Raw genomic sequence first — 23,726 nt, 5'->3', positions numbered from 1 at the left:
CGGTTCCCTCCCGGGTGGTTCAGGCGGGGCTGCCGGCTCCTGTCGCGCGTTCCGGCTCGCCGGCGGGCTCGCGCACGGGATCGAGCCGGTAGCCCGCGCCGCGCACCGTGACGATCTCGAAACCCAGCTTCCCGAAACGCCCTAGCTTCTCCCGCAGCCAGCGGATGTGGACGTCGACCGTCTTGCGGTCGCCCAGGTAGTTGTAGCCCCACACCTGCTCGAGCAGGATTTCACGCGTAAAGACCCGGCCCGGGCGGCGCACCAGGTAGGCGAGCAATTCCCACTCCTTGGGCGTCAGCTTCAGCTCGCTGTCGTCGACCATTGCCCGCCGTCCCGCCCGGTCGATGCGCAGGCGGCCGAGCCGGTCCTCCTCGACCTCGGGACGAACGTCGCGCTGCTCGCTCCGCCGAAGCACCGCGGTCATCCGGGCAAACAGCTCGCGCAGCGAGAACGGCTTCGTGATGTAGTCGTCGGCGCCCAGCTGCAACCCGATCACCTTGTCGACCTCGCTCTCCTTGGCGGTCAGCATGATGATCGGAACATTGCCCTCCTGGCGGAGGATGCGGCACACTTCGAGCCCGTTCAGCTCGGGCAGCATCAGGTCCAACAGGATGAGGTCCGGGCGCGAGCTGCGGGCCTTGGCCACCCCGTCCGCGCCGTCCTGCGCGACCGTCACCGCGTATCCCTCTTTCTTGAGGTTGAAGGTCAGCGTGTCCCGGATGGTCGCGTCATCCTCGACGACAAGGATGCGCTTGGGCATGCTCAGCTGAGCTCCACGATCCGTCCCGTGTGCAGGAAGACGACGTCTTCGGCGATGTTGGTCACCCGGTCGGCGATCCGCTCCAGGTCCTTCGCGAGGAAGAGCAAGATAGCGGCGCGCTGCACGTTGGCCGGATCCTGGACCATGAACCCGACGAGCTCGTCCCAGATCTTGTGATAGAGCGCGTCGACCTCGTCGTCGCGCTCGGCAATGCGGCGCGCCCGATCCTGGTCGGCCTCGATCACGGCGCCGAGGATGTCGTGGACCTGCGATTCCGTGATCTCGGCCATCTTCGGCAGGTCGATGTAGGGCTTGAGCTGCGGCATGTCGTTGAGGCGGAGCGCCGCCCGTGCGATGCTGACGGCATGATCACCCATCCGCTCCAGCTCGAGCACCATGTGCTGAAAGCTGACGATCAGGCGCAGGTCGCGGGCCACCGGCTGCTGGGTGGCCATGATCATGAAGGCCCGCTCCCGCAGTTGCCGATGGAGCTCGTTGACCTCCTGGTCGCGGGCGATCACCTCCCGGGCGAGCGCGTTGTTGCGATCGACCAGGGCGCGCATCGACTCGGCGATCGCCTGCTCGACCATGCTGCCCATGCGGACAACGCCCGACTTCAGCTCGGCAAGCTCGTGATCGAAAAGGGTCCGGGTAGTGGCCACGATGCTGGTCCTTACCCGAACCGGCCGGTAATGTAATCCTCGGTGCGGCCGTCCTTGGGGCGGTTGAAGATATCGTCCGTGGGTCCGAACTCGATCACCTCTCCCGCCCGTTTCGGGTTCATCAGCATGAACGCCGTGAAATCGGACACGCGAGAGGCCTGCTGCATGTTGTGCGTCACGATCACGATCGTATACCGCTTCTTGAGTTCTTGCATGAGTTCTTCGATGCGAAGTGTGGCGATCGGATCCAGCGCCGACGCCGGCTCGTCCATCAGGATCACCTCGGGCTTGACCGCCAGGGCGCGCGCCAGGCAGAGCCGCTGCTGCTGGCCGCCCGAGAGGTTGAGGGCCGAGCGGCGCAGCCGGTCCTTGACCTCGTCCCACAAGCCGGTGTCCTTCAGGCTCTCCTCGACGATCTGGTTGATCTGCTGTTTCGACCAGCCGAGGATGTGAGGGCCGTAGGCGACGTTGTCGTAGATCGACTTCGGGAATGGGTTCGCCCGCTGGAAGAGCATGCCCACCTGGCGACGGAGGTTGATCACGTCGGTATCCGGCGAGAGCACGTTGTGGCCGTCCAGCAGCACCTCGCCGCTGGCCCGCGTGCCTGGGACCAGATCATGCATCCGGTTGAAGACGCGCAGGAAGGTCGTCTTGCCGCAACCCGAGGGGCCGATCAGCGCCGTGATCTTGCGCGCCTGGACCGCCAACGACGCGTCGTGGAGCGCCTGGAAATCGCCGTACCAGAAGTTGACATGGCGGGCGTCGAGCTTGGTCTCGGCGTCGACGTCCCTCACGGGGGGTGGCGCGACCTCAGTCTGCATAGTTGCGGTTGTGATCATTCTCCCACTGGCCGGCCTAGCGCTGAATCCGCCGGACGTAGATCCGGGCCAGGATGTTGGTGGCGGCGACGAGGGCGACGAGAAGCAGCGCGGAGCCCCAGGCCTGCTGCTGCAGGTTGGGGTATGGGACGAGCGCATTCTTGAAGATGGTGAGCGACAGCGCGCCCATCGGCTGCAGGGGGTTCGTCTGGATGATGTCGTTGCCGAACGCCGTGAAGAGGAGTGGCGCGGTCTCTCCGGCGGCGCGCGCCATTGCCAGTAGGGCTCCGGTGACGATGCCACCTAGCGCCGCCGGCACGACGATCTCCAGGGTCACCCGCCAGCGGGGCGCGCCCAGAGCCAGGCCTGCCTCGCGGAGGGAATTAGGGACCAGCAGGAGGGCGGTTTCCGTGGCCCGTAGGATCACCGGCAACATGAGCACCGCCAGCGCGATTGACGCCGACAACGCCGAAAAGTGATGGGTGGTCAGCACCACGACCGTGTAGCCGAAGATGCCGAAGGCAATCGACGGCAGCCCGGTGAAGACGTCGCTGATAAAACGGACGGTGTTCCCGACCTGGTTGCGCCCGTACTCGGAGAGGAAGATGCCGATCAGGGCGCCGACGGGAACCGCCAGCAGCGAGCCTATGCCGACGATCTCGAGCGTGCCGATGATCGCGTTGACGACCCCACCACCACGAACGCCCTGCGGGTAGGGCGGATCGGTGAAGAAGCCGGGTGTCAGCAATCCCGGTAGGCCGTTGATCAGGACGAAAAGAAACAGGACCAAGACCGGGATGGCGGCTACGCTGACGCAGAGCATGACGAGTCCACCGACAAGCCGATCGATCAGGGCCCGAACCAGCGGATGACTCATGGCGCGGTGGTCTCCGACCCGGTGAACCGCCAGACCAACAATCGGGCCACCACGTTGACGGCGATCGTGATCAGGACCAGGACCACGCCGAGGTAAAACAGTGACCCGAGGTACACATCGCCAACCGCTTCGGTGAATTCGTTGGCAATCACGCTCGGCAGGGTGTACCCCGAGGCGAACAGGGAGGTACTGATCTGGGGCCGGTTGCCGATTACCATGGTGACCGCGATGGTTTCACCGAGGGCACGACCCAGGGAGAGCAGGACCGCGCCCGTGATCCCGACCCGGGCGTAAGGCAGGATCACCGCCCAGATCGTCTCGGCGTTGGTCGCGCCGAGCGCCAGGCTGGCCTCCCTGAGCGCCCGGGGGACGGCTCGGATCACGTCGCGGGAGAGCGCAATCATGATGGGGAGCACCATGATGGCCAGCACAACACCGGCCGTGAGGAACCCGTAGCCGCTGGCATTGCCCTGGAAAAACGGGAGAAAGCCGAGCGTATGGTTGAGAAAGGGATCCACGTTGTCACGCATCAACGGCGTCAGAATGAAGAACGCCCACAAGCCAATGACGACGCTGGGGATGCCCGCCAGCAGTTCGATCGCGAAGGAGAGCGGAGCCCGGAGGAAGCGCAGACGGGCGTCCTCGGCCAGAAAAAGGGCGGCGCCCAAACCAATCGGGAACGCGATCACCAAGGCGATCGCCGAGGTGACCAGGGTCCCATAGATGGCGGGCAGGGCGCCGAACTGGGTTCGCACCGGATCCCAGGTTCGGCTGACAAAGAAGCCGAGCCCGAATTTGGTGATGGCGGGGAGCGCGGGGATCAAGAGGGCGACGATGAAAACGCCTGCGATGAGCAGGATGAGGGCAGCCGCGCCGTAGGCAATCACCTCGAAGACGCGGTCGCCGGAAATGAGCCGCCGCTGGCGGCTCGTGCCTACCAGCGGTGGTGGGGCGACCCGCTCGGCGGTCCCCATGCTCATTCGGTCGTTACGACGAAACGCTGAGGAGGGCGCTTCCTCCGGACGTGACGGTCTTCAGCGCGGCGGTATCGAACGACACCATATCGCTGGGCAGGGCGGCGTAGTGAAGGTTGACGGCGTACTGCTGGCCCTCGGGTGTCACCAGCCAGTAGAGAAAGTCCACCAGGGCCGTGCCCTTGGTCTTGTCCGCCTGATCTTTATAGACGATGATCCAGCTGTAGCCGCTTATCGGGGCGCTGTCTTTGCCGGCCGCGTTGACGATGGAGAAATTGCTCGGCGTCGTACCGGCGAATGCCTTGGCCGCGGAGGTCGCGCCGGCGGCGCTCGGGATGACGAAGTTCCCGTCCCGGTTCTTCAGGAGCGCCTGCTTCATCTTGGTCTGCAGAACGTAGGCGAGTTCGACGTAGCCGATCGCGCCGGGCGTCTGCGTGACCCTGGTGGCGACGCCCGCGTTCCCCTGGGCGCCGTCGCCGACGGGCCAGCTGATGGATTTTCCGGGGCCGCCCGTCTTGGCCTTCCAATCCGCGCTGACATTCGAGAGGTAGTCCGTGAAGATGTAGGTCGTGCCGCTGCCGTCGGACCGGTGGACGACGCGGATGTCCTGGTTCGGCAGACTGACGCCGCTGTTGTCGGCCACGAGCACCGGGTCATTCCATTTCGTGATCTTGCCCAGGAAGATCCCGGCAATGGTGTCCGGCGTCAGCTTTAGCTGGCCGTCCGCGACACCATCCAGATTGTATGCGAGCGACTCCGTTCCGAGCGTGCTGGCGATCTGGATGACCTTATCGCTGCCGCCCATGGCCGCCGCCTCTGACGCCTTCAGCGGAACGTCGCTGGCACCGAAGTCCACAACCTTCTTCGTCAGCTGCGAGATGCCCGCGCCGGAACCGCCCCCACCGTAGTTGACCGTGACCTGGCTGAACTTCTTGTTGTAGGCAAAGCGCGCGGCATCAATGAACGGCTGCGGAAATGTGGCACCGGCGCCGGTCAACTGGGCGGCGGGCGGCGTCGGCACGCCGGCGCCACCGGTAGACGGATTGCTGCCGCTAAACGAACCTCCGCATGCGGCAAGCAACAGAACGGCGCCCGCCAGGGCAGCGAGTGTCGCGCCTCTCATCTTCGTGCTTTCCTCCTTGACGAGCAAGTCACAAGTTCCTAGTGGACTCATCAATGAGGCTAGCCCTCGCTCTTTATGGGCAGGGGCGTCGGCGGTTAAGGCGAGGTTAACGGCGCGCGCGGCAGGCGCACCCGAACGACGGTTCCAACGCCCGGGGTACTCTCGGCCACAATCGTCCCTCCCTGCAATTCGACCAGGTGCCGGGCGATCGAGAGTCCGAGGCCGCTGCCCGGCAGGCCGCCTCTTGAGCGGTCGACTTTGTAGAAGCGCTCGAAGATGCGGGCAAGGTCACGGGCAGGTATCCCGGGGCCGGTGTCGCCCACGGCGATCTCCACCCGATCGCGGTCTACGCCGGCCGTTACAACGACCTCTCCTGCGCGGGTGAACTTCAGAGCATTGTCGACGATGTTTTGCAGCGCCTGATCGGTCTTCGCCCGGTCGCCGAACGCCGTGAAGCCATCGGTCGTGGTCTCACCACGCAGAATCAGCTCGCCGGCCAACGCCCTGGCTTGGTAGCGATCGACGAGCGACCGGACCAGGTCATCCACCGAGAACGGGGCGCGTTCGACGGAGATCTCCTCGGCGTCGAGCGCGGCGAGCTGATTCAGGTTGAAAAGAATGTCGGCGAGCCGCTGCGCCTCCTGGCTGATGCGGTCGATGAAGAGCCGTGCGTCTCCCTCGGCCGGAAGCTGGGCGGAGAGCGTCTGGGCCGCGAGGTCGAGGCCGGCCAGCGGCGTCCTCATCTCGTGGGAGAGATTCGCTACGAACTGCTGCCGAACCGTCTCCAGGTATCGGAGCCGGGTTATGTCCCGCGCGAGGAGAACGATGTCACCGTCCTGAAGGGGCACCGCACGGACCTGTAATATCCGGGCCGACGCCGGCAGCTCCACCTCGACTGCGACTTCGAGCCCCGACTCGCGGGCACGTAGTGCCAGCGCGTCGATGCGATGGTCGCGGACAACCTCCACCAACGGACGGCCGACCGGGTGCTCGTGGGCGGCGAACATCATCCGCGCCGCCGGATTGAGCCAGCGGACCTGAGTTCCGTTCACGAGCAGGACGGCGTCCTCAAGGTGATCGACGATCCCGGCTGGCATTGGGCGCACCTGGGCGGCATTGGTGGGCGTCAGCGGGGAAGGCTTTAGGTCGCGAACGCCGTTTGTGGGTCGCCGTCGCCAGAACCGGGCCATCCCGGCCGAATCTAGCAGACGATCGAACCAGGCTAACAATGAAAGCCGCTCCGGCAGGGGGAGAGCCTGGGAGCGGCGGTAAGCATGCGTAGTCGGTTTCCGCAGCGTGCGCCGCAAGGGTAAACGTTCGGCAGGCGGAAGGTTAACGATCGGGGGGTCCTGGCTCCGTCCTTTAAGGTTGTGAGGGGACGTCCACTGTAGCGGAGGTGCGGTCATGAGATTGAGCCTGGTACCCCAGGAGCGAAGGTTCTACGCCTTGTTCAAGAAGCAGGGAGAGCTCGTCAACGAATCCCTTGAACAACTACGCAATGGCTTGCTGGAGGGCCAGACGCGGCACCCGCGCCTCCGCGAACTCGAACACGAGTGCGATGACGTGACCCATGAGATCTATAACCTGATCAACCAGACGTTCGTGACGCCATTCGAACGCGAAGACATCTACTCGCTCGCGTCATCGCTGGACGAGGTCGTCGACCTTGCGGAAGAGGTCTCCGACAAGATCGACCTCTACCGGGTGAAGGAGATCACCCCCTTTGCCCGCCGCATGGGGGAGCTGCTGGCCAAGGCCGGTAAGGAACTGCAGGAGGCCGTGGCCAACCTCGAGGGGTTCAAGAACCTAGCCCCCCGCCGACTCGCGATTCACAGCCTGGAAAACCAGGGGGACCGGGTCACGCGGGAGGCGCTGGCCGAACTCTTCACGGATGGCGCCAGCCCGACCGACCTCGTCAAGTGGAAGGATCTCTACGACCTACTCGAGACGACGATGGACCAGTGCGAACACGTGGCCAACGTCCTGGAAGCGACCTCGATCAAGAATGCCTGATTTCCTGCTGGTCGTCACGATCCTCATAGCCCTCGGCTTCGACTTCACGAACGGCTTTCACGACACGGCCAACGCAATCGCCACGTCCGTATCGACGCGCGCGGTGTCGCCCAGGTTGGCGGTACTGATCTCGGCGGTCCTCAACCTGGTCGGCGCCGTGATCACCGTCGTCTTTTTCCAGGCCAAGGTGTCCAACACGATCGCCAAGATCGTCGCGTTCAAGGCTGGCCTGGTCGTGATCATCGCCGCCCTGGTCGGTGCGATCGTCTGGAACCTCATCACCTGGTACCTGGGACTCCCGAGCAGTTCGACCCACGCACTGGTGGGAGCGCTGAGCGGAGCTGCGATTGCCGCCGTGCACGGTGTTGGCGGAGTTCGGGCATCGGAGTTCTGGAAGACCGTGCTCTCGCTGGTGATCTCGCCGCCAGCCGGCTTTATCCTGGCCGCGATCTTCATGACGCTATTGCTCGTGCTGCTACGTGGGGCCCGACCGGTCCCCGTGAACCGCACGTTTCGCAACCTTCAGATACTCACCGCCGCACTGGTTTCCTATTCGCACGGGGCCAATGATGCCCAGAAAACAATGGCCGTCATCACGCTCGCATTGGTCGCGAGCGGTCACCTGCAGAAATTCCAAGTTCCCCTCTGGGTCGTTCTCCTGTCTGCATCGGCGATCGCGTTCGGAACCTACGCTGGTGGATGGCGGATCATTAGAACCCTCGGCTGGCGCATCTACAAGCTCGATCCCGCGACCGGCTTTGCCGCGCAGCTGACCGGGGCTGCCGTGATCCAGTTCGCAACCCAATTTGGCCTTCCCGTGTCAACCACACACGTCGTGACGGGCTCTGTCATGGGGGCGGGGGCCTCGCAGCGACTTTCGGCCTTGCGATGGGGCGTGGGGGCCAACATCGTGCTGGCCTGGGTGCTGACAATCCCGGCGGCTGGCCTGATCGCCTGGGTGGTCTACGCGATCCTCAACACGGCCGGACTGCGCGGATAGCCCGTGGCGATCACGGCGCAGCGAGGTATTTCGCGCTGGTGATCGTGCCGTCCTTCTCTTGGAGCACCCAGGTCGATCCCTTCTCCATATTCGCGCGAGCTCGCTGAAGAAGCCCCTGGGCGATGAGGCCCTCGAGGAGTTCCTCCATGACGTCGCCGTGGGTGCAGAGCACGATGTTACGCCCGCGGAACTTCTGCACCAGCCGCAGCACGCTCCCGCCGCCTGCCCCCTCTTCCAACTCCTTGACCGGCTCAACCGGCAGCCGGCGCCTGGCGCCTAGAGGCTCGACCGTTTGCACGCACCGGAGGTAGCCACTTGAAAGGATCTTGTCGATCGGCTCGCGGTCGAGCAGGTTGGCGAGGCCTTCCGCTTGGCGCTGGCCTGACTTGGTCAGGGGCCGCATCCGGTCGTCGCCGCTCCATTCCCCACGGTCGCCCGCCTTCGCGTGGCGAACCACGTATGCAGCGCCCATCAGGGTTGGCGCTATGCGGTCGCTTCGAGGTCGAGGGCGCGCAACAGGGCGCGGTCGCGACGATAGCTGAGCAGGTCGACGGCCTCATCCACCGTGACCCACCGAACTTCATCGACCTCGGTTCCGGTACGGAAGCGGCCGCCGACCACGTCCATCAGCCAATAGCACGCGACTTTGTCCCGACCCTTGTGGTCGGCGTAGGCGGTGCAGCCGAGCGGTGCCACTAGCTTGCAACGAAGACCGGTTTCTTCCTCGACTTCGCGAAGCGCAGTCTCCTCCAGGGTCTCGCCTCGGTCTACCTTCCCCTTGGGGAACGACCAGTCGTCGTAACCGGGACGATGCACGATGGCGACCCGCATCGCGCCCCGTGACCCGTTCCGGCGAATCACGCCTCCCGCGGCCCTGACCAGCTTGGCCTCATCGACGCTCAAGATCTTTGCCGCCATGGACACCCCTTGTGCAATGTGTTGCTGCGACGATGGCTTGGTCGACGCGGCTCTGCCTATATCATCCACCTTCTGAGCCGCTTGCGGTCAAGTTTTTTCCAAACATTGTGCCACGCGGCGCGGTCATGTGCCGCCGTCTCGCGCTCCAGTGCCGTGAGCTCACCCGCCACAAAGGCGCGCGGACCCTTGCCGGTCTCGCGCAACCATTGCTGCGCGGTTACGCTGTCCTGGTGGTCGCCGAGGACGTCCTGCAGCGCCGCCGCGGCTTCGGCGCTCCGCGCGGCGATTTTTCCAGCGATGGGCTCGGCAGCCTCTGCGGCATAGCGCACACGCTTCGCCAGGATTCGAATGCGATGTAATTCCGGATCATCGGGTTGGTCGGCAAGTCCGGTGACGCCTTTGCGCAACTGCTTCCAATCGCGCCGCGCCAACGCCGGGATCACGACCGCGGCACGTTGCTGCGCCTCCGGAGTCAGGGCCGGTGCGCGGGATGCTTCGACGAGCCGCTCCATCAAGTCGATGTAGCGGTCCGACCGCATGTCGAGAACCAACCGGGCGCGTGCCTCCTCGCTCTCCGCCTGAAGCTCGGCCGCGAGGTCGGCCACGGTTGCGGCATCATCCTCGGCAAGCACGACGGTTCGGGACCGAACGCGTTGGGCCATGACCTGCCGGTCGCGCACGCTGCCGAGGCCGCCGCCAAGCCAGCGAAGGTCTTCGCGCAGGGCGTTGGCCCATTCGGTGTCCAGCAGGGTGCGAAAGGTGCGAAGTTGCGAGCGCAACCGCCGGGTGGCGACACGGGCGCGGTGCACGTCCTCTGTATCATCGCCCAGCCGCACGCCCGGGTCATGGCGCATCAGGCTCGCGACCGATACCGCAATTGCGTGGCGCACCAGTTCGCCCGCGGTCGACGCCGACGTCAGCGCCAGCGGGTCCACTTCCGGGACGGCGGTCGCACGCGCCCCAAGCGCCCGCACCAATTTGGAGGCCTGGTCGTCGTCGGCCGCGCCGGCGCCACGCAGGCGCGCAAGGATGGGGTCGAGCAGTCGGTCGGCCGACTGGTCCTTCAGCTCGACCTCCACCTCACGGAAGCGACTCTGCACGCGCAGGCCCTGGATCACCGAGACGTCGTCATCGACGACCTCGGCCAGCAATGTCCCCTCGCGATTCTTGAGCTGCACGCGACGCCGCAACGTGGAGAGGCTGGCCACGGGCACGAGGGTCGCGCGCCGTACATAACCGATGACGAGCGCGACGGCGGCGTCAGGGGGCTGGCTGGCATCGCCGGGGAACTCGAGCTCCCGGCGGGTAAGGGCGGGCCCCTCACTGGTCGAGGGCAGCTTCAGCGTCCAGCCCTCACCCTGCCGGATCCGCAGATTTGCGCCCCATCGAGCAAGCCGGAGGTCCGGCGTGTCGTAGTACACGGTTTCCAGGCGTCGCTCATCGACCGGACTTGTCTCTACGGCTGCGGCGAGGTCCTCGAGGTCCGGAAGGGCAAAGGCCGGAGGGACGGCGAGCTTGACCTCGCGCTCAAGCATCCGGCGCGGATCCGTTGGTCGACGCCGCGCGGGCTTCGGCCAGCTGCTCGAAGACTTGCTGGGCGTTGACGCCCTTATCAGTCGGATGCCTCGACCAAGAACCGTCGGCGTGCAGGTCCCAGGCGAGCACATCGTCCTCGAGCTCGACGTCGAGGATCTGGGCGAGCCGCTCCTGCAACGCCGGGTCGAGGACGGGCACCATCGCCTCCACCCGCCGATCGAGGTTCCGCGGCATCAGGTCCGACGAACCGAGATAGAACTCGGCCGCGTCCCCATCGGGACCGAATCGAAAGATCCGCGAGTGTTCGAGGAACCGCCCGACCAGCGAGCGGACGCGGATCCGGTCGGAAAGGCCGGGCACACCGGGTCGCAGGCTGCAGAGACCGCGGACGATCAGGTCGATCTCGGTGCCGGACTGTGATGCGGCATAGAGCGCTTCGACGATCTCCGGATCGACCAGGCTGTTGACCTTGAGAACGATGCGGCCGCCGCCGGGCCGCGCCCCTTCACGACGAATGAGACGAATGATGTTGGAGCGCAATCCGACCGGTGCGACCAACAGCCGTCCAAAGCGGCGTTGCCGGCTATAGCCGGTCAGGAAGTTGAAGAGCTCCGAGACATCCGCCCCCAGCTCAGGATCCGCGGACAGCAGGCCCACGTCTTCGTAGATCTGCGCGGTCTTCGGGTTGTAGTTACCGGTGCCGACGTGCACGTAACGCCGGATCTGGTCTCCCTCACGGCGGACGACCAGCGCGACTTTGGCGTGGGTCTTGAGCCCGACAACCCCGTACACGACGTGAACGCCAACCTGCTCCAGTGCCTGGGCCCAGGCGATGTTGGCCTGTTCGTCGCCGCGCGCCTTGAGCTCGACCAGCGCCACGACTTGCTTGCCGCTCTCCGCCGCCCGGATCAGCGCGCGGACGATGGGGCTCACCGGACCCGAGGTCCGGTAGAGCGTTTGCTTGATCGCCAGGACATCCGGATCCTTGGCCGCCTGGTCGATGAAGGCCTCCGCCGAGGTCGCAAACGAGTCATAGGGATGGTGGACGAGGATGTCACCATCCCTCAGGGCCTCGAAGATGTCAGCCTGCTCCACGCCCTGGCCCTGCAGACGCCGCTGCGTGACCGGTGTCCATGGCTCGTCCTTGAGGTCCGGACGGTCCAGGCCGTAAATCGCCCAGAGGCTGCTCAGGTCAAGCAGACCGTCGACACGGTAGACATCGGTGGGCTCCAGCTCGAGCTCGCGGACGAGCAGATCAAGCACCTCGCCAGACATCGCCGCATCCACCTCGAGTCGTACCACCTGCGCCCGGCGCTGCACGCGGCGTAACTCGCTCTGGATCGCCGCCAGCAAGTCGGCGGCCTCTTCGTCGACGAGGTCGAGGTCCGCGTCCCGCGTCACTCGGAACGGATGCTGGCTCACGATCTCCATTCCTAGGAAGAGCACCTCCAGGTGCGCGGCGATGACCTGCTCGAGCGGAACAAAACGCGCCCCATCGGGCAGGGGGATGAACCGAGGCAGCAGCGGCGGGACCTTGACGCGGGCGAAGCGCATCTGGTGGCGCACCGGGTCGCGGACCATCACCGCCAGGTTGAGCGAGAGGTGCGAGATGTAGGGGAAGGGATGCGCCGGATCGACCGCCAGCGGCGTCAGCACCGGGAAGATGCGGGCGCGAAATTCGGCGGCGAGGAAATCGCGATCGGCCTCCTCGAGCTGCGCCACCGTGGCGATCGAAACGCCGTGCTGCTCGAGGGCTGGCGCTACCCTGTGGGTGAAGAGATTGGTGCTGCGCTCCAGCAGACTGCTTGCTCGCTGGTGGATCGCGCGCAGCTGCTCGCCGGTGGTCATGCCGTCCGGAGAGGTCTGCGGCAGGGCGGCATGTACCTGCTCCTTCAGGCCGGCGACCCGGACCTGGAAGAACTGGTCGACGTTCTCACCGAGGATCGCGAGGAAGCGCACCCGCTCGAGCAGGGGGAGTGACCCGTCCTCCGCGATGGCGAGCACCCGCTCGTCGAAGTCGAGCTGAGATAGCTCGCGGTTGATGTAATGCGACTGGGTGGGACTCGGCGCCGTGGCTGCCTGCACGGGCGGGTCCTGGATGATGGCCGGATCCTGCACCGGGGGCGTTGAAACAGCCGAAAATTGGCCGGACAGTGATACTGGCGCAGCCTGGGCAGCCGAGAACGCTACGGATTGGAGTGGCGTTTCCCCCACTCGATCAGTATAGATAGGCCCGGTTAAGGGGCGGCTTGCGGCGCAGACAGACTTGCGGACAACCTCCTATGCGCGCTCCAGGAGCCAGTCCATGGCCGCCTCACCGGACCTGAGGACGGAGATGTGTCCGTCCTCCGGCCGCAGCCAGAGTTCTGCCGAGGGAATGCGACCCGCGAGCCATTTGCCGTGCGAACTGGGCGCGATCCGATCCTGACCCCCCTGCACGATCAGCACGGGCACGCTGCCTTGCGCGGGGTCAAAGCCCCACGGGGCGACATACGCCAGGTCGTCGTCTACCATACCGCCCAGGCCGCCCTATAGGGCGCGCCCACTGATGACGCCCAGCCAGTGCCAGGCGCCCTTCAAAGCGGCGTGATCCGCCGGGGTGAAGAGTTCCGGATCGAACTCGCTGGATGTCAGGTAGTTCATGAGCGCGGCGCGTCCGGCTGCGGCCGCGCGCAGCTCCGCGGCACCGGCGGGCGCCATGCCGGCGAACCAATCCAGTCCCTGCACGCCGTATGGCGCTAGTCCGGAGACGGACACCGCACCGATGAGGCGCTCTGACAGGAGCGCGCCGCATGCCAGGGCATGTCCGCCGCCACCGGAATGCCCCAAGACCGCGAATCGCCCGAGGTCCAAGGCATCGGCGATAGCGGAGACGTCGGCGGCCGCCGATGCCACATCGCGCCCTGGGTGGGGCGTGGATCCGCCGTACCCCGGCCGGTCATAGGACACCCAGCGGATGCCACGCTGGTCGGCGGCAGGCAGCAGCGGCTCGGGCGGCTCGCCAAGGTTCGGCGTGCCGTGGTGCCAGAAGATGGTGAGGCTGGCGTCCGCATCATCCGCGCGCGTGTCGTAAATATGCAGCCGGCGACCGTCGCTCAGCTCGAGATCGCGCTGGTTCACCGCGGTTATCAGGAGCGCCTGAACTCCTGCACCGCCCACATGTTGCCGTCAGGGTCCTCAAAGAAGACGTAGCGGGAACCCGGAGACCCTTCGGGTCCCAGCTGCTGCACCGCGCCGACCGGGACGCCACGCCCGGCGAGCGCCTCGCGCGCAGCATCGATGTCCTGGACGACCAGCTGGACGCCTTTGACCGAACCGGGTTTGCCGAGCGGCAGGCCCTCGCCGATCACAACCGAACATGCGGAGCCGGGGGGTGTCATCTGCACGACGCGCATGCCCTCTGTCGGGCGAACGTCGTGGTCGAGGTGGAAGCCGACCTTCTCGGTGTAGAAGGCCTTGGCGTTCTCGATGTCGGAGACGGGGATGGGTACGACCTCGAGCTTCATCTCGATGCTTTTGGCGGTTTCGATTTGCGGTGGCATTCTTTTTCCTCCTTATCTAGCTGAGATCACCATCCGACGTTGGCAAGGGTTGGGAGGCTCACCGCGTCGGTGACCACGATCCCCTGCCTTCGGCTGAAGAGAATCAGCGGGAGACGAGGCTCGAACCCGCCCAGGAACCAGCGACTGGATATCGTGGGCTTCTCAACAGCGTACCCTTACTCACCCCCTCTTCAGGAACCGTGTGAGGCGTACCCACCGTCGTGTCCAGTCTGGCGAGCGCTATGGAGACCGCAATACGTTCGAATCCGCTACGGGCTATGACCCTCAAAGCCGTCATCTGGTGGGAAGGTGCGCTGCCGGGAAAGGCAGCGTCAGCCGATTCGCAAAGCCGCCGGGCCGAGTCGCTCGAGGAGCCGGTCACGAAGCATTTCAAACACGTGACGCTCACGCATCCATAGGAGCTTCACGGAGCGACCGTCGGCCAGTTTCAAGCGCAAGCGGCCGGTAATCAGGCCGCCGCGGAGGGAGGCCCCACGAATCTGGGCCCACGGAATCCAGTGGTTGGTCCGTTTGCGAGACAGCAGGTCGTTGATTTCAGTCATATCGAAGTCTCGGGGGCTTGACCGTCGCGCTGCGCCGTCGAATGCGGCCGCCTGGCCTGGGCCGAAGCTCTTGTCGATTGTCGCTGCCCATCCGAGGCTGAGTCGAAGCAGGCCATCCGGGCAGAGCCACAACTCACCGTGCACCCAGTCGGCCCATCCGGTAGTGCACGACGTCGTAAGGAGAACCGAGTTCTGGCCGGCCGCTCCCGATGCTGCCTCGTCTGCTGGCCCTGCTAATGCTGCCATCGCGATCCTATGACGCCAAGCCGCCAGTATGCTTGCCGGTAGCTCGTCCAAACTGGTGTACCCCATTCTTTACCACGATCCACTCAAGGGAACGAGTCATAACCGTTCGACTAGTGTCCGCCACGGGCTATGACCCTAATTTGGCGGCATTGCCAGGGCTCCTTCACCAGGAAAGGGCTGGCCTCACCTAAATCCGTGTGAAATCGTAAGTCCACGCGCAATCGGTTACCGGCTCTGGTGTTGAGAAAGTGAGGCCATCGCCGAAATAAACGTTCGTATATACGCTGTACTGCTGCCCTGGGATTTCGCCCGTGACCCCAGTCGGAGAGTCGCGGTTGTTGGTGTAAAAGTCCAGCCTGAACCATTCCTTTCCATCCGCCCCCGCGAGTTGAAGTCGGATTGCACAGCCGCCCACTCCTTCCTCTACGGTGACACGGTAGCGGCCGGCCGGAAGGTATCCAAGGTCAGCAGCGGTCCCTCGTCCATGGAGGACAATCGTGTTGCCCCGATGCTCGATCCGGGTTCCAGGGCCTTTCCCTAGATTAGTGAGAGCGAGTGCGCTCCCGACCACGACGCACAGTAGGAGTGCCCCAGCCGCACCCGCCTTCCATAGCTTCATTGCGTCCTTCTTTTTCGTGGGTCCGCCATACTCGAAGAACGCATCCGTGCGGCGGTTCCGGCACCTACTCCTAGCGTTCGATTAGTGGCCTCCACGGGCTACTATCTGTCTCCGGGCCTCACAGCGCGCCCGTCTGCGCTGATTCTGCTCAAAGCAATCTGGTCCGTCAGGACTCTCGGGCCCTGAGCCACCCGAGGGCATCGGACTCGTTATCCGGGATATCGAGCCATCCTCCGAGTGCGTTTCCGTACTGGCAATTTGCTTGATCTTTGGCCTCCTCGATTGTTGGATGCCACGTGTCACCGGCGAATGCGCCGTCTTCCGCAAATCGAAATAGAAAGAATCCCTCGGCCGTCAGTTCGATCGTCAAGAAGCGCGCTGCCGGCATAGACGTCCGCTGGCTGCTCGCACCACCCGACTCGGGTGGAATGCCGCTGGAGTGAATCCGGCGAGTTGACGGACTGGCCGCGACTAGAGCTCCTATTCGCATATCTAACGACTAGTCAACGATACTCCCGCTCTATGGCACGAAACGAACGGGCCGAAAACTCACTCTTTAATAGCAAGAGACTGTCAAGGTTGAGGTGGATGTCCCAAAAGGTGGCCGAGAACCCGCCCTATAGGGGTAGCGACATGCCCACGTCCAAATCGCCCACTGAAAAGGCCCTTTAAAGAGTGGATTTAACAAAACGTGTCTCAAAACCGGCTCTTTTAGAAGTAGAGCGCCGAAACGACCGCGAGACCGGCTTTTGACGGATACATGAAACGCCGCCGCTCTTTACGGGATAGGTGAGTCCGACGCCGGGCCCACTCTTTAAGCAATAGATGGATTCGGACGACGGCTCAGGACACGATACGCAGCCAGGGCCGACCAGGGCTGGCGGGCAGCCGTGATGCGTTACCTCCGCGACAGCGAGCCGAGTCCTCAACAACAGCCTGGGCTCGATGACGACGTGGGTTCAATCGATGACCGTCGGGACTTCGTTTCGGCCGACGCTTCTGTCCCTTCGCTTCCCAGGTCTTCGTTTCAGGGAGCGAAGGGTGAAAGGAGGTCGCTGAGTATTCAGCCGCGAGTTCAGCCCTCTTCCGCGTTCACACCGGGACGGACTCCTATTCCCACTCGTCCTTTCATTCTTCGCTCGATGCCCAAGCACACCACCACTCCTCTCACCCAGGAGCAGACGACTCAACTTCTCTTGTCCCTCACCCAGCGAGACCGCGCTATCCTCCAATCCCTCTACGACTACCGCTACCTCACCACCCTCCAGATCCATCAGATCTTCTTCCCCAGCATTCGATCCACCCAGCTGCGGCTGCAGTACCTCAGGCACCACGGTCTTGTCTACCGCTGGAAGATGTTCGAATCCCCCGGCGTGACCCGCCGCCCGTCGCTCGTTCTGATCACGCCTCGGGGCGCCCAGCTCCTCGCCGACCTCCACGGTGAGGCGCCATGGCCCTACGTCCACCGGGCCAAGGATGCGCGCGACCACTGCTGGCATGTGGTCCACGACCTCGAGGCCAACGGCTACTTCATCGACCTGGTGCTCGCCAGCCGGCTCGGCATGCGGGAGGGGCTGCTCCGCTGGGTGGGCGAGGAAACCTGTCGCGCTGATCGCCGGCTCTTCGCCAAGGAAAACCGACGACCGGTGGCCACGCCCGACGGGGCTGGCTGGTACCTGGTTGGCGGTCGGATCATCCGGTTCGACCTGGAGTGGGACCGGGGCGCGGCCTCGATGAGCCGCCTTCGACACAAGGTGCGGACTTCGGTGCGCTACTTCAAGGACCTGCGCGATGCCGATCGGGTTCACGTCCTCTTTGTGCTTTCTCGAGCCTCTCGAGAAGAGGCCCTGCGTCCGATCATCCAGGACGAGCTCGATGAGGATTCCTGCCGATTCTGGACCTCCAGCGTCGAGCGCCTGGAGGTTGAGGGTCCACTGGGTCGACTCTGGTGCGCGGCCGAGGAGGTGGAGGCAGAGCATGGATGGCCGCCGCCACCGCGCAGGGAGGTTGTGACGATGCCGCGGCGGCGGCTAACGGAGCTGCCGCCCTACGAGAAGTCGGAAAGGACGATCAGCGACTGCATCGGCACGCCCGGGTGGTGGGAACGCCGGCCGGGCGGCGGCGAGGTGCTCTGATTCGGCAGGGGTCGGACTTCGGCCCCCCGGCCACAGGGATCTCCGAGTTCCCTCCTGACGTGATCGAAACCCTTGAGGTCCTCGTGGAGATTGAACTATCGCGTCAGTGCCGGCTCTTGCGTGGCGCATCTCCGGTCGAGCGGGAAGTCAGGTCTCCCGCTCAGGCTGAAGTCACCGGAACCATGCAGCGGTCGAAGGCGATGAAAAGTCTTGACGCGTCAGAAGCAACGCGTGATGATGCCGTCCTGACATGAGTCGTTCGCTCGCATCGCCTTCAGCACGCGATCGCACCCGAAGCACCGCCCTTGTCTACGTCCGCGTCTCGAAGTACGACGAGAACGCCCATCAGATTAGCCCGGCGGCACAACTCGACCGCTGCAAAGCGCTGCCAGCGCTGGCAGGCTTGACGGTGGAGGCCTTTCAGGACCTCGACCTTTCTGGCAAGAGCACCAAGCGGCCCGACTTCCAACGGATGCTGGCGCGCCTGCGCCAGGGCGACGTGGCGCTGGTCGCCTGCTACAGCGTCAGCCGGCTCTCGCGGTCGGTGCGTGACCTCTACGACACGCTGCAGCGCTTCGACGACGTCGGGGTTGGCTTCGTCTCCGCCACCGAGCCGATCGAGACCGCAACCCCGATGGGACGCGCCTTCCTCGGCATCCTGGCGGTGCTTGCCCAACTGGAGCGCGAACAGACCTCGCAACGCGTGGGCGACATGCTCGGTCACCTTCGCAGCCAGGGCCGACTGCTGGGCTCGCTACCGGCTGGCTACGTCCGGAGTGCCGAGCGCACGGTCGTCGTCGACGAGGCCGTTGCCCCCACGATTCGGCTGATCTTCGAACGCTATGCCACCGGCGCCTACTCCTTCCGCACGCTCGCCATCTGGCTGAACAGCCAGGCGATCAAGCCCATCTGCTCCAAGGGCGGCAACGCGAAGGCGCCGGCGGTCTTATGGTCCAACGACGTGCTGAAGGAGATCCTGAAGCGACCCACCTACGCCGGGCTCTTGCCGGTGCCGCGTGACATCGGCCGGCAGGCGCGTCTCCGCGGTGAGGACCAATCACCGATGGCTGGCGACCTGCCGGCGATTGTTTCTCGCGAGGTCTGGCAGCGCTGCCAGGAGATCAGGACGCGACACCGGCCGGCAAAGATCGCCGGCGTGCGGTCTCGCAAACTGGGCTCGCGCTTCCCGCTGTCGTGGTTGCTACGCTGTGTCGAGTGCGGCGCTTCCATGCGCGGCACCAGCCATGGCGACTCGGGCCATGCGATCCGCTACTACGTCTGCTCGGATCGCCACCGCTACGCCAGCTGCAAGGCCCCGCTGGCCCGCGCGGACGCGCTGGAGGCCGAACTGGCGGGCTGGCTTGCCAAGTGCCATCCAGACGAGCGCCTGGAGGACGCGGCGCAGGCACTGGTCGAGCGCGGCATGCGTCAGCGCCAAACACTGCCGCGCGAATGGGACGAACGACGCACCGCCAAGGAGCTCGAGGGCCGACGCAAACGAACCGCGCTGGTGTTCGAGATGGGGCTGATTTCGGAAAGCGAGTTTCGGGACAGCGTCACCGTGATCGAAGCGCAGCTGGCCCAGCTCAAGGCGCAGCCGGAGGTGCCCACCATCCGACAGTTCTCGGCCCGACTCACCGACCTGATGGCCGCCTGGACGGACGCCGACCTTTCGCAGCGAGGCCGGCTGGTAGCCAGCATCCTTTCGGAAATTCAGGTCCGGGACCGGCGGATCGCCGGGATCCGCCCTCGTCCCGGCTGGGCTCCCTACTTCGAGGAGCTCCTCACCACGATTGGTTCCAGAGAGCGGGAGACGAGACTCGAACTCGCGACATCGACCTTGGGAAGGTCGCGCTCTACCAGCTGAGCTACTCCCGCTCGGCAAGCCGGATTTTAGCATCGCCCTTTCGAATCTCCTGGCACATCGGCCAGATGACCGAGATCAGCTCCGCCATCCGCGAGGCGGTCCGCTTGATCTGGGCGGCGTCGAAAACCTCGATCGCATAGGTTTCGTACAGGCGCACCCAGCCGCGATCCCACGGCTCCAGGTCGAGCTGCTGGCCCAACCGGGCCTTGATCATCAGCAGCTGCCCAGCCAGACCGTTCGCGATCCGGTCGTTGATCGCCGGCTCGGCTTCCAGATGAAGCCCCAACTCGAGCCGGCCGTTGTTCGCGTGCCACCAGGCTTCGAAGTGCAGTCGCGGGTCATCGAAGAACCACTGCGCCTGGCTCGAGCGCGCGCGATGGCGAACTCCCCTCATCTGGACGGGGAGCGCCGCCTCGACCCGCGGGGGCAGCGCTCGAAAAAATCCGGCCGTTCGGACGAATCGCCGCTCGCGCCGCGCGGACTGGCGACGCACCGTCGGAGGAGCCGGCACCGTTTCCTAGCGAGCCGCCGCCGCACTGCCTACGTCACCGCCGCCGACGGCGGTCTTAACCAGCGCGCTGTATCGATCGGCCAGCGCCCTCGCCTTCTCTGAATCGTCCATGCTGACGATGATGTGGTAGCGGGGCATGTCGGGATCCGGCAGCACCAGCACCCATCCGCCGTCGACGAAGACCTTGATGCCATCGGCCAGGTCGACCGGCTCGTCCCGGTGCAGTTCCACCATGGTCCGCATCACACGGCCCTTGGCGTCCCAGGGCACCGTTTCGAGGCGATGCTCGTAGGCCGCGTGTGGGATCTCCTGACGGATCGCCGACACCGGCCGCCGATCCGTGGCCAGCAACTCCAGCAGCTTGATGAGCGTGAAGATCGCATCGAATCCCAACAGATGGTCCGGGAAGGCATACCCGCCATTCGCGTCGGACGCGAGCCTCGCCTGGTGCTGTTGCGCCGCCCGCAGCAGCGCCGACGGCTCACCCTTACCCGGCACGAAGTGTGAACCCGCCAGCTGACGCACGAGGGCGGCAATCGTCTGGGGAACGGTCGCCGGGGCCACGAGAACTCCCGGCTTGGATTTCAGCGCCAGCGTGGCGAGCACACCCAGCGCCCCGTGATGGTCGATCAACCCGCCCTGCTCATCGATGAGGAAGATGCGCTCCGACCCGTAGTCGATGTAGGCACCAAGATTGCAGCCGAGCGTCCGGGTAATCAGCGCCGACTGCCGGCGCGCCTCGTCGAAGGCCTCGTTGGTCTTGGACTGATAGGTCTCATCGAACCCGGCGTTGAGCGGAATCGCCTCGATGTTCAACTCCTTGAACAGACGGGGCAGCACAAGCGACGCACTCCCGTGGTCGAAGTCGACCAGCACTTTGAAGTGCCCCTGCCGCACTGCCTCGACGTCGATCAATCCGATCAAGCCGTCGATGTACGAATCGATGGCGTCCGGCGGGTAGGTAATGTCTCCCATCTCATAGAAATGCACCCGTCGGATATCCTCGCGGAAAAACACGTTTTCCAACTTGCGCTCCGCTTTCTTGTCGAGCACCACGCCGTTGGCGTCGAACATCCGGATGTCGGCCGACCGGCTGTCGAGCGGCGACATCTGGATATGGACGGCTCCGGCGATCCGATGGTCGCGCGCGTAGTACTGGATTACCGGGATAGGCAGCTCGCTCAGGTCGATGATCGAGGCGCCCGACGATATCATGCCTGCCACCATGGCGCGCTTGATCATGCGTGAGGGGCGCTGGCCGTCACGGGCGGCGGCGATCGCGGCACCCTTGGGAAAGAGGGCGGCGAAGGACGCGCCCAGGCGGGCGCAGTACTCCGGCGTGAGCTCGATGTTCACCAGCCCGACGAGCCCGTAGGAGCTGAAGAGTCCGCGCTTGTAGTGGCCGGCCCAGATGATGCTCTCGTGCACGGTCGAGCCGGGCTCGATCTCCTTGTCGGGCCAGATCTTGACCCCGGCATCGATCGTCGACCCCTCACCGACCACGACGTCGTCGCCGATCACGGCCCCTTCCTCGAGCAGGCAGCTGTTTTTGATGGTGACGTGGCGGCAGACAATCGCCTGGCGTAACCGCGAGTTCTCACCCAAGTAGGAATAGGTCCAGACGACGGAGTTACTCACCTTCGTGTTCTCGTCGATCACCGAGAAATTCCCGACGCAGACCGGCCCATTGATGAAGACGCCTGCCTTGAGCTTGCAGTCGTTACCGATGTAGGCCGGGCCGTTGATCTTGACGTCGTAGCCGATCTCGACGTTCTCACCGATCCAGACGTTGCCGTAGCGACGCTCGCCGGGGATCTCGACGTCGACCCGTCCCTCGAGCGCATCCCAGTTCGCCTGGTAATACGTCTGGATGTTGCCGATGTCACACCAGTAGCGGGGCGCCAGGAACCCGTAGAGGGGCATGGCGTTGGCCAGCATCTTGGGGAAGACGTCGCTGCTCCAGTCGACGACTGTCGCCGGCGGCAGCAGGTCGAGGACCTTGGGCTCGATCACGTAGATCCCGGTATTGACCTGGTCGGAGAAGACCTCGCCCCAGGAGGGTTTCTCGAGGAAGCGCTTGATGGTTCCGTCCGGGTTGGTGATGACCACGCCGAACTCCAGCGGGTTCGCCACCGAGGTCAGCACGATGGTCGCCGCCGCGCCCTTTTCCTTGTGGTAGCGCATCACCTCACCCAGGTCGATGTCGGTCAGCGCGTCGCCGCTGATCACGATGAACGGCTCGTCGAGAAACTCCTGCGCATTCTTGACGCTGCCGGCGGTCCCCAGTGGACTGTCTTCCACGACATAGGTGATGTCGACGCCGAAGTCTGAGCCGTCTCCGAAGTAATCGCGGATCGCGGACCCGAGATATTGCAAGGTGACCACCACGTCGGTGATGCCGTGGGTGCGCAACAGCCGCAGGATGTGCTCCATCACCGGCTTGCCGACCACCGGCACGAGCGGCTTGGGGATCCCACTGGTTAGCGGCCGGAGCCGCGAGCCCTCGCCACCGGCCATCACGACGGCCTTCATGCGACCTGCCCCACCGTCTTGCCGATCCGATCTCGCAAGAACGCTGCCGACTCCTCGGGCTTGACGACGTTGATCCACATCCCGGTGCCCAGCTCGAAGCCGGCCGCGGTGCTGAGTTTCGGGATCAGCTCCAGGTGCCAGTGATAGGCGTCGGAGGCATCGGCCTTGAACGGCGCACTGTGGATGAAGTAGTTGAAGGGCGGGTCATTGAGGCCCTCCTGCAGGGCCTTGAGGGTGAGTTGCAGCGCCTCCGCGAACGCCGGCTTCTCCGTGGTCAGGTCGAGGTCGCCGAATGACGCCACGTGCCGGCGCGGCATGATCCAGGTCTCGAAGGGCGTCCGCGCCGCGTAAGGCGCAAAGACAAGGAAGCCCTCGTTCTCGAAGACGACGCGCGTCCCGGCGCGTCGCTCATCATCAAGAGTGCGGCAGAAGACGCACGCGGCGTTCGCCTCGTGGAAGCGGCGCGCGCCGTCCAGCTCGACGTCGACGCTCGGCGGCTGCAGCCCGATCGCGTAGAGCTGCGAGTGCGGGTGCTCGAGCGAGGCGCCCGCCGGACGGCCGTGATTGTAGAGGATCAAGGCGTGCTCGAGCCCTGGGTTGCGCGCGTGTTCCTGGTAGCGGTCGACGTACGACTGGACGATCTCCTCCACCTGTCGCCGCGGCAGCATCGCGGTGGGCACGCGGTGATCCGGGCTGCTGATCAGCACCTCGCAGGCGCCAATGGCATCGCGCTGCCAGAAGCGGCCATCACGGTGCTCCTGCCCGTCCGCTTCGGGCCGGAAGGCGGCGTAGAGGTTTGGCACCACACGAACCGACCAGCCCTCGCCGTTCGCCGGCAGCCCTGGAGCGCGATAGGCAAGGACCTCGGGCGGCGTCATCGACTCGTGCCCCGGACAGAAGGGGCAGACGTCACGGGCGGGGACCGATTCCTTGGCTGCCTGCGTGAACGAATCCGGGCGGCGGGCGCGTTCCGTCGCGACGGCCACCCACCGCCCTGTGATCAAGTCCTGCCGTATTTGGGGCAACCCGC

At 65.0% G+C, this 23,726-nt stretch carries 22 protein-coding genes, 1 tRNA gene and 1 pseudogene; 3 read left to right on the top strand and 21 right to left on the bottom strand.

Features of this window, described 5'->3' with window-relative positions; translation table 11 throughout:
• Positions 1–19 precede the first annotated feature (19 nt).
• The 7 genes from VHK65_04590 to VHK65_04560 form a co-directional block, all read right to left on the bottom strand.
• Positions 20–760, bottom strand: a complete 741-nt coding sequence (locus VHK65_04590) for a response regulator transcription factor (protein HVS05426.1) — start codon at positions 758–760, stop codon at positions 20–22.
• Between the two features lie 2 nt (positions 761–762).
• Positions 763–1,422 (bottom strand): phosphate signaling complex protein PhoU, encoded by a 660-nt coding sequence (gene phoU, locus VHK65_04585; protein ID HVS05425.1) that lies wholly within the window; start codon positions 1,420–1,422, stop codon positions 763–765.
• Positions 1,423–1,433: 11 nt separating this feature from the next.
• Positions 1,434–2,261: a phosphate ABC transporter ATP-binding protein PstB gene (gene pstB, locus VHK65_04580; protein ID HVS05424.1), complete on the bottom strand. Its 828-nt coding sequence runs from the start codon at positions 2,259–2,261 to the stop codon at positions 1,434–1,436.
• A gap of 16 nt (positions 2,262–2,277) precedes the next feature.
• Positions 2,278–3,117, bottom strand: coding sequence for a phosphate ABC transporter permease PstA (pstA, locus tag VHK65_04575; protein ID HVS05423.1), 840 nt, complete (start codon positions 3,115–3,117; stop codon positions 2,278–2,280).
• The gene (gene pstC / locus VHK65_04570; GenBank protein HVS05422.1) at positions 3,114–4,097 is read right to left on the bottom strand and encodes a phosphate ABC transporter permease subunit PstC; all 984 of its coding nucleotides are present in this window, start codon (positions 4,095–4,097) and stop codon (positions 3,114–3,116) included. The genes pstA and pstC overlap by 4 nt, the downstream gene beginning before the upstream one ends.
• A 7-nt stretch (positions 4,098–4,104) precedes the next feature.
• Positions 4,105–5,214, bottom strand: coding sequence for a phosphate ABC transporter substrate-binding protein PstS (gene pstS / locus VHK65_04565; GenBank protein HVS05421.1), 1,110 nt, complete (start codon positions 5,212–5,214; stop codon positions 4,105–4,107).
• A gap of 95 nt (positions 5,215–5,309) precedes the next feature.
• A complete protein-coding gene (locus tag VHK65_04560) occupies positions 5,310–6,311 on the bottom strand; it encodes an ATP-binding protein (protein HVS05420.1) in 1,002 nt (333 codons plus the stop codon).
• A gap of 307 nt (positions 6,312–6,618) precedes the next feature.
• On the opposite strand from VHK65_04560, the gene VHK65_04555 reads away from it, so the two are divergent.
• Both VHK65_04555 and VHK65_04550 read left to right on the top strand, forming a co-directional pair.
• Positions 6,619–7,227 (top strand): DUF47 family protein, encoded by a 609-nt coding sequence (locus tag VHK65_04555; protein HVS05419.1) that lies wholly within the window; start codon positions 6,619–6,621, stop codon positions 7,225–7,227.
• Positions 7,220–8,227 (top strand): inorganic phosphate transporter, encoded by a 1,008-nt coding sequence (locus VHK65_04550; GenBank protein ID HVS05418.1) that lies wholly within the window; start codon positions 7,220–7,222, stop codon positions 8,225–8,227. The genes VHK65_04555 and VHK65_04550 overlap by 8 nt, the downstream gene beginning before the upstream one ends.
• Before the next feature lie 10 nt (positions 8,228–8,237).
• Here VHK65_04550 and VHK65_04545 read toward each other — a convergent pair whose 3' ends face one another.
• The 7 genes and pseudogenes from VHK65_04545 to VHK65_04515 form a co-directional block, all read right to left on the bottom strand.
• Positions 8,238–8,699, bottom strand: coding sequence for a phosphoglycerate mutase family protein (locus tag VHK65_04545; GenBank protein HVS05417.1), 462 nt, complete (start codon positions 8,697–8,699; stop codon positions 8,238–8,240).
• An 11-nt stretch (positions 8,700–8,710) separates the two neighbouring features.
• Complete coding sequence (locus VHK65_04540; GenBank protein HVS05416.1) at positions 8,711–9,145, bottom strand: NUDIX hydrolase; 435 nt, start codon at positions 9,143–9,145, stop codon at positions 8,711–8,713.
• Positions 9,146–9,201: 56 nt separating this feature from the next.
• Positions 9,202–10,680, bottom strand: coding sequence for a CYTH and CHAD domain-containing protein (locus VHK65_04535; GenBank protein ID HVS05415.1), 1,479 nt, complete (start codon positions 10,678–10,680; stop codon positions 9,202–9,204).
• Positions 10,673–12,799, bottom strand: a complete 2,127-nt coding sequence (gene ppk1 / locus VHK65_04530) for a polyphosphate kinase 1 (GenBank protein HVS05414.1) — start codon at positions 12,797–12,799, stop codon at positions 10,673–10,675. Before ppk1 ends, VHK65_04535 begins: the two co-directional genes overlap by 8 nt.
• A 162-nt stretch (positions 12,800–12,961) precedes the next feature.
• Positions 12,962–13,801: pseudogene (locus tag VHK65_04525) on the bottom strand (alpha/beta hydrolase).
• 8 nt (positions 13,802–13,809) lie between these two features.
• Complete coding sequence (locus tag VHK65_04520; protein HVS05413.1) at positions 13,810–14,223, bottom strand: VOC family protein; 414 nt, start codon at positions 14,221–14,223, stop codon at positions 13,810–13,812.
• Between the two features lie 332 nt (positions 14,224–14,555).
• On the bottom strand, positions 14,556–15,032 hold the full coding sequence (locus VHK65_04515; GenBank protein ID HVS05412.1) for a hypothetical protein: 477 nt from the start codon (positions 15,030–15,032) through the stop codon (positions 14,556–14,558).
• A gap of 1,761 nt (positions 15,033–16,793) precedes the next feature.
• Here VHK65_04515 and VHK65_04510 point away from each other — a divergent pair.
• Positions 16,794–17,786, top strand: coding sequence for a replication-relaxation family protein (locus VHK65_04510; protein ID HVS05411.1), 993 nt, complete (start codon positions 16,794–16,796; stop codon positions 17,784–17,786).
• 274 nt (positions 17,787–18,060) lie between these two features.
• Here VHK65_04510 and VHK65_04505 read toward each other — a convergent pair whose 3' ends face one another.
• The 7 genes from VHK65_04505 to galT form a co-directional block, all read right to left on the bottom strand.
• The gene (locus tag VHK65_04505) at positions 18,061–18,510 is read right to left on the bottom strand and encodes a hypothetical protein (GenBank protein HVS05410.1); all 450 of its coding nucleotides are present in this window, start codon (positions 18,508–18,510) and stop codon (positions 18,061–18,063) included.
• 131 nt (positions 18,511–18,641) lie between these two features.
• Complete coding sequence (locus tag VHK65_04500; GenBank protein HVS05409.1) at positions 18,642–18,776, bottom strand: hypothetical protein; 135 nt, start codon at positions 18,774–18,776, stop codon at positions 18,642–18,644.
• Positions 18,777–18,987: 211 nt separating this feature from the next.
• Positions 18,988–19,224: a hypothetical protein gene (locus VHK65_04495; protein HVS05408.1), complete on the bottom strand. Its 237-nt coding sequence runs from the start codon at positions 19,222–19,224 to the stop codon at positions 18,988–18,990.
• A gap of 367 nt (positions 19,225–19,591) precedes the next feature.
• Positions 19,592–19,664, bottom strand: a tRNA-Gly gene (locus tag VHK65_04490).
• On the bottom strand, positions 19,655–20,164 hold the full coding sequence (locus VHK65_04485) for a hypothetical protein (GenBank protein HVS05407.1): 510 nt from the start codon (positions 20,162–20,164) through the stop codon (positions 19,655–19,657). The genes VHK65_04490 and VHK65_04485 overlap by 10 nt, the downstream gene beginning before the upstream one ends.
• A gap of 6 nt (positions 20,165–20,170) precedes the next feature.
• Positions 20,171–22,696: a sugar phosphate nucleotidyltransferase gene (locus VHK65_04480; protein ID HVS05406.1), complete on the bottom strand. Its 2,526-nt coding sequence runs from the start codon at positions 22,694–22,696 to the stop codon at positions 20,171–20,173.
• Positions 22,693–23,721: a galactose-1-phosphate uridylyltransferase gene (galT, locus tag VHK65_04475; protein HVS05405.1), complete on the bottom strand. Its 1,029-nt coding sequence runs from the start codon at positions 23,719–23,721 to the stop codon at positions 22,693–22,695. The genes VHK65_04480 and galT overlap by 4 nt, the downstream gene beginning before the upstream one ends.
• Between the last annotated feature and the right edge of the window lie 5 nt (positions 23,722–23,726).

It is taken from the genome of Candidatus Dormiibacterota bacterium (assembly GCA_035544955.1).
Taxonomy (GTDB): Bacteria; Chloroflexota; Dormibacteria; order CF-121; family CF-121; genus CF-13.
The sequence above is the reverse complement of the archived record's forward strand: the minus strand, read 5'-3'. Positions and strand labels throughout refer to the sequence as shown.

Coding starts and splice junctions, on each gene's coding strand:
- VHK65_04535 (HVS05415.1), bottom strand. CDS start 10,680: ATGCTTGAGCGCGAGGTCAAGCTCGCCGTCCCTCCGGCCTTTGCCCTT.
- pstC (HVS05422.1), bottom strand. CDS start 4,097: ATGAGCATGGGGACCGCCGAGCGGGTCGCCCCACCACCGCTGGTAGGC.
- VHK65_04555 (HVS05419.1), top strand. CDS start 6,619: ATGAGATTGAGCCTGGTACCCCAGGAGCGAAGGTTCTACGCCTTGTTC.
- VHK65_04540 (HVS05416.1), bottom strand. CDS start 9,145: ATGGCGGCAAAGATCTTGAGCGTCGATGAGGCCAAGCTGGTCAGGGCC.
- VHK65_04515 (HVS05412.1), bottom strand. CDS start 15,032: ATGGCAGCATTAGCAGGGCCAGCAGACGAGGCAGCATCGGGAGCGGCC.
- pstS (HVS05421.1), bottom strand. CDS start 5,214: ATGAGAGGCGCGACACTCGCTGCCCTGGCGGGCGCCGTTCTGTTGCTT.
- VHK65_04545 (HVS05417.1), bottom strand. CDS start 8,699: ATGGGCGCTGCATACGTGGTTCGCCACGCGAAGGCGGGCGACCGTGGG.
- VHK65_04550 (HVS05418.1), top strand. CDS start 7,220: ATGCCTGATTTCCTGCTGGTCGTCACGATCCTCATAGCCCTCGGCTTC.
- VHK65_04590 (HVS05426.1), bottom strand. CDS start 760: ATGCCCAAGCGCATCCTTGTCGTCGAGGATGACGCGACCATCCGGGAC.
- VHK65_04510 (HVS05411.1), top strand. CDS start 16,794: ATGCCCAAGCACACCACCACTCCTCTCACCCAGGAGCAGACGACTCAA.
- pstB (HVS05424.1), bottom strand. CDS start 2,261: ATGATCACAACCGCAACTATGCAGACTGAGGTCGCGCCACCCCCCGTG.
- VHK65_04480 (HVS05406.1), bottom strand. CDS start 22,696: ATGAAGGCCGTCGTGATGGCCGGTGGCGAGGGCTCGCGGCTCCGGCCG.
- VHK65_04520 (HVS05413.1), bottom strand. CDS start 14,223: ATGCCACCGCAAATCGAAACCGCCAAAAGCATCGAGATGAAGCTCGAG.
- pstA (HVS05423.1), bottom strand. CDS start 3,117: ATGAGTCATCCGCTGGTTCGGGCCCTGATCGATCGGCTTGTCGGTGGA.
- VHK65_04560 (HVS05420.1), bottom strand. CDS start 6,311: ATGCCAGCCGGGATCGTCGATCACCTTGAGGACGCCGTCCTGCTCGTG.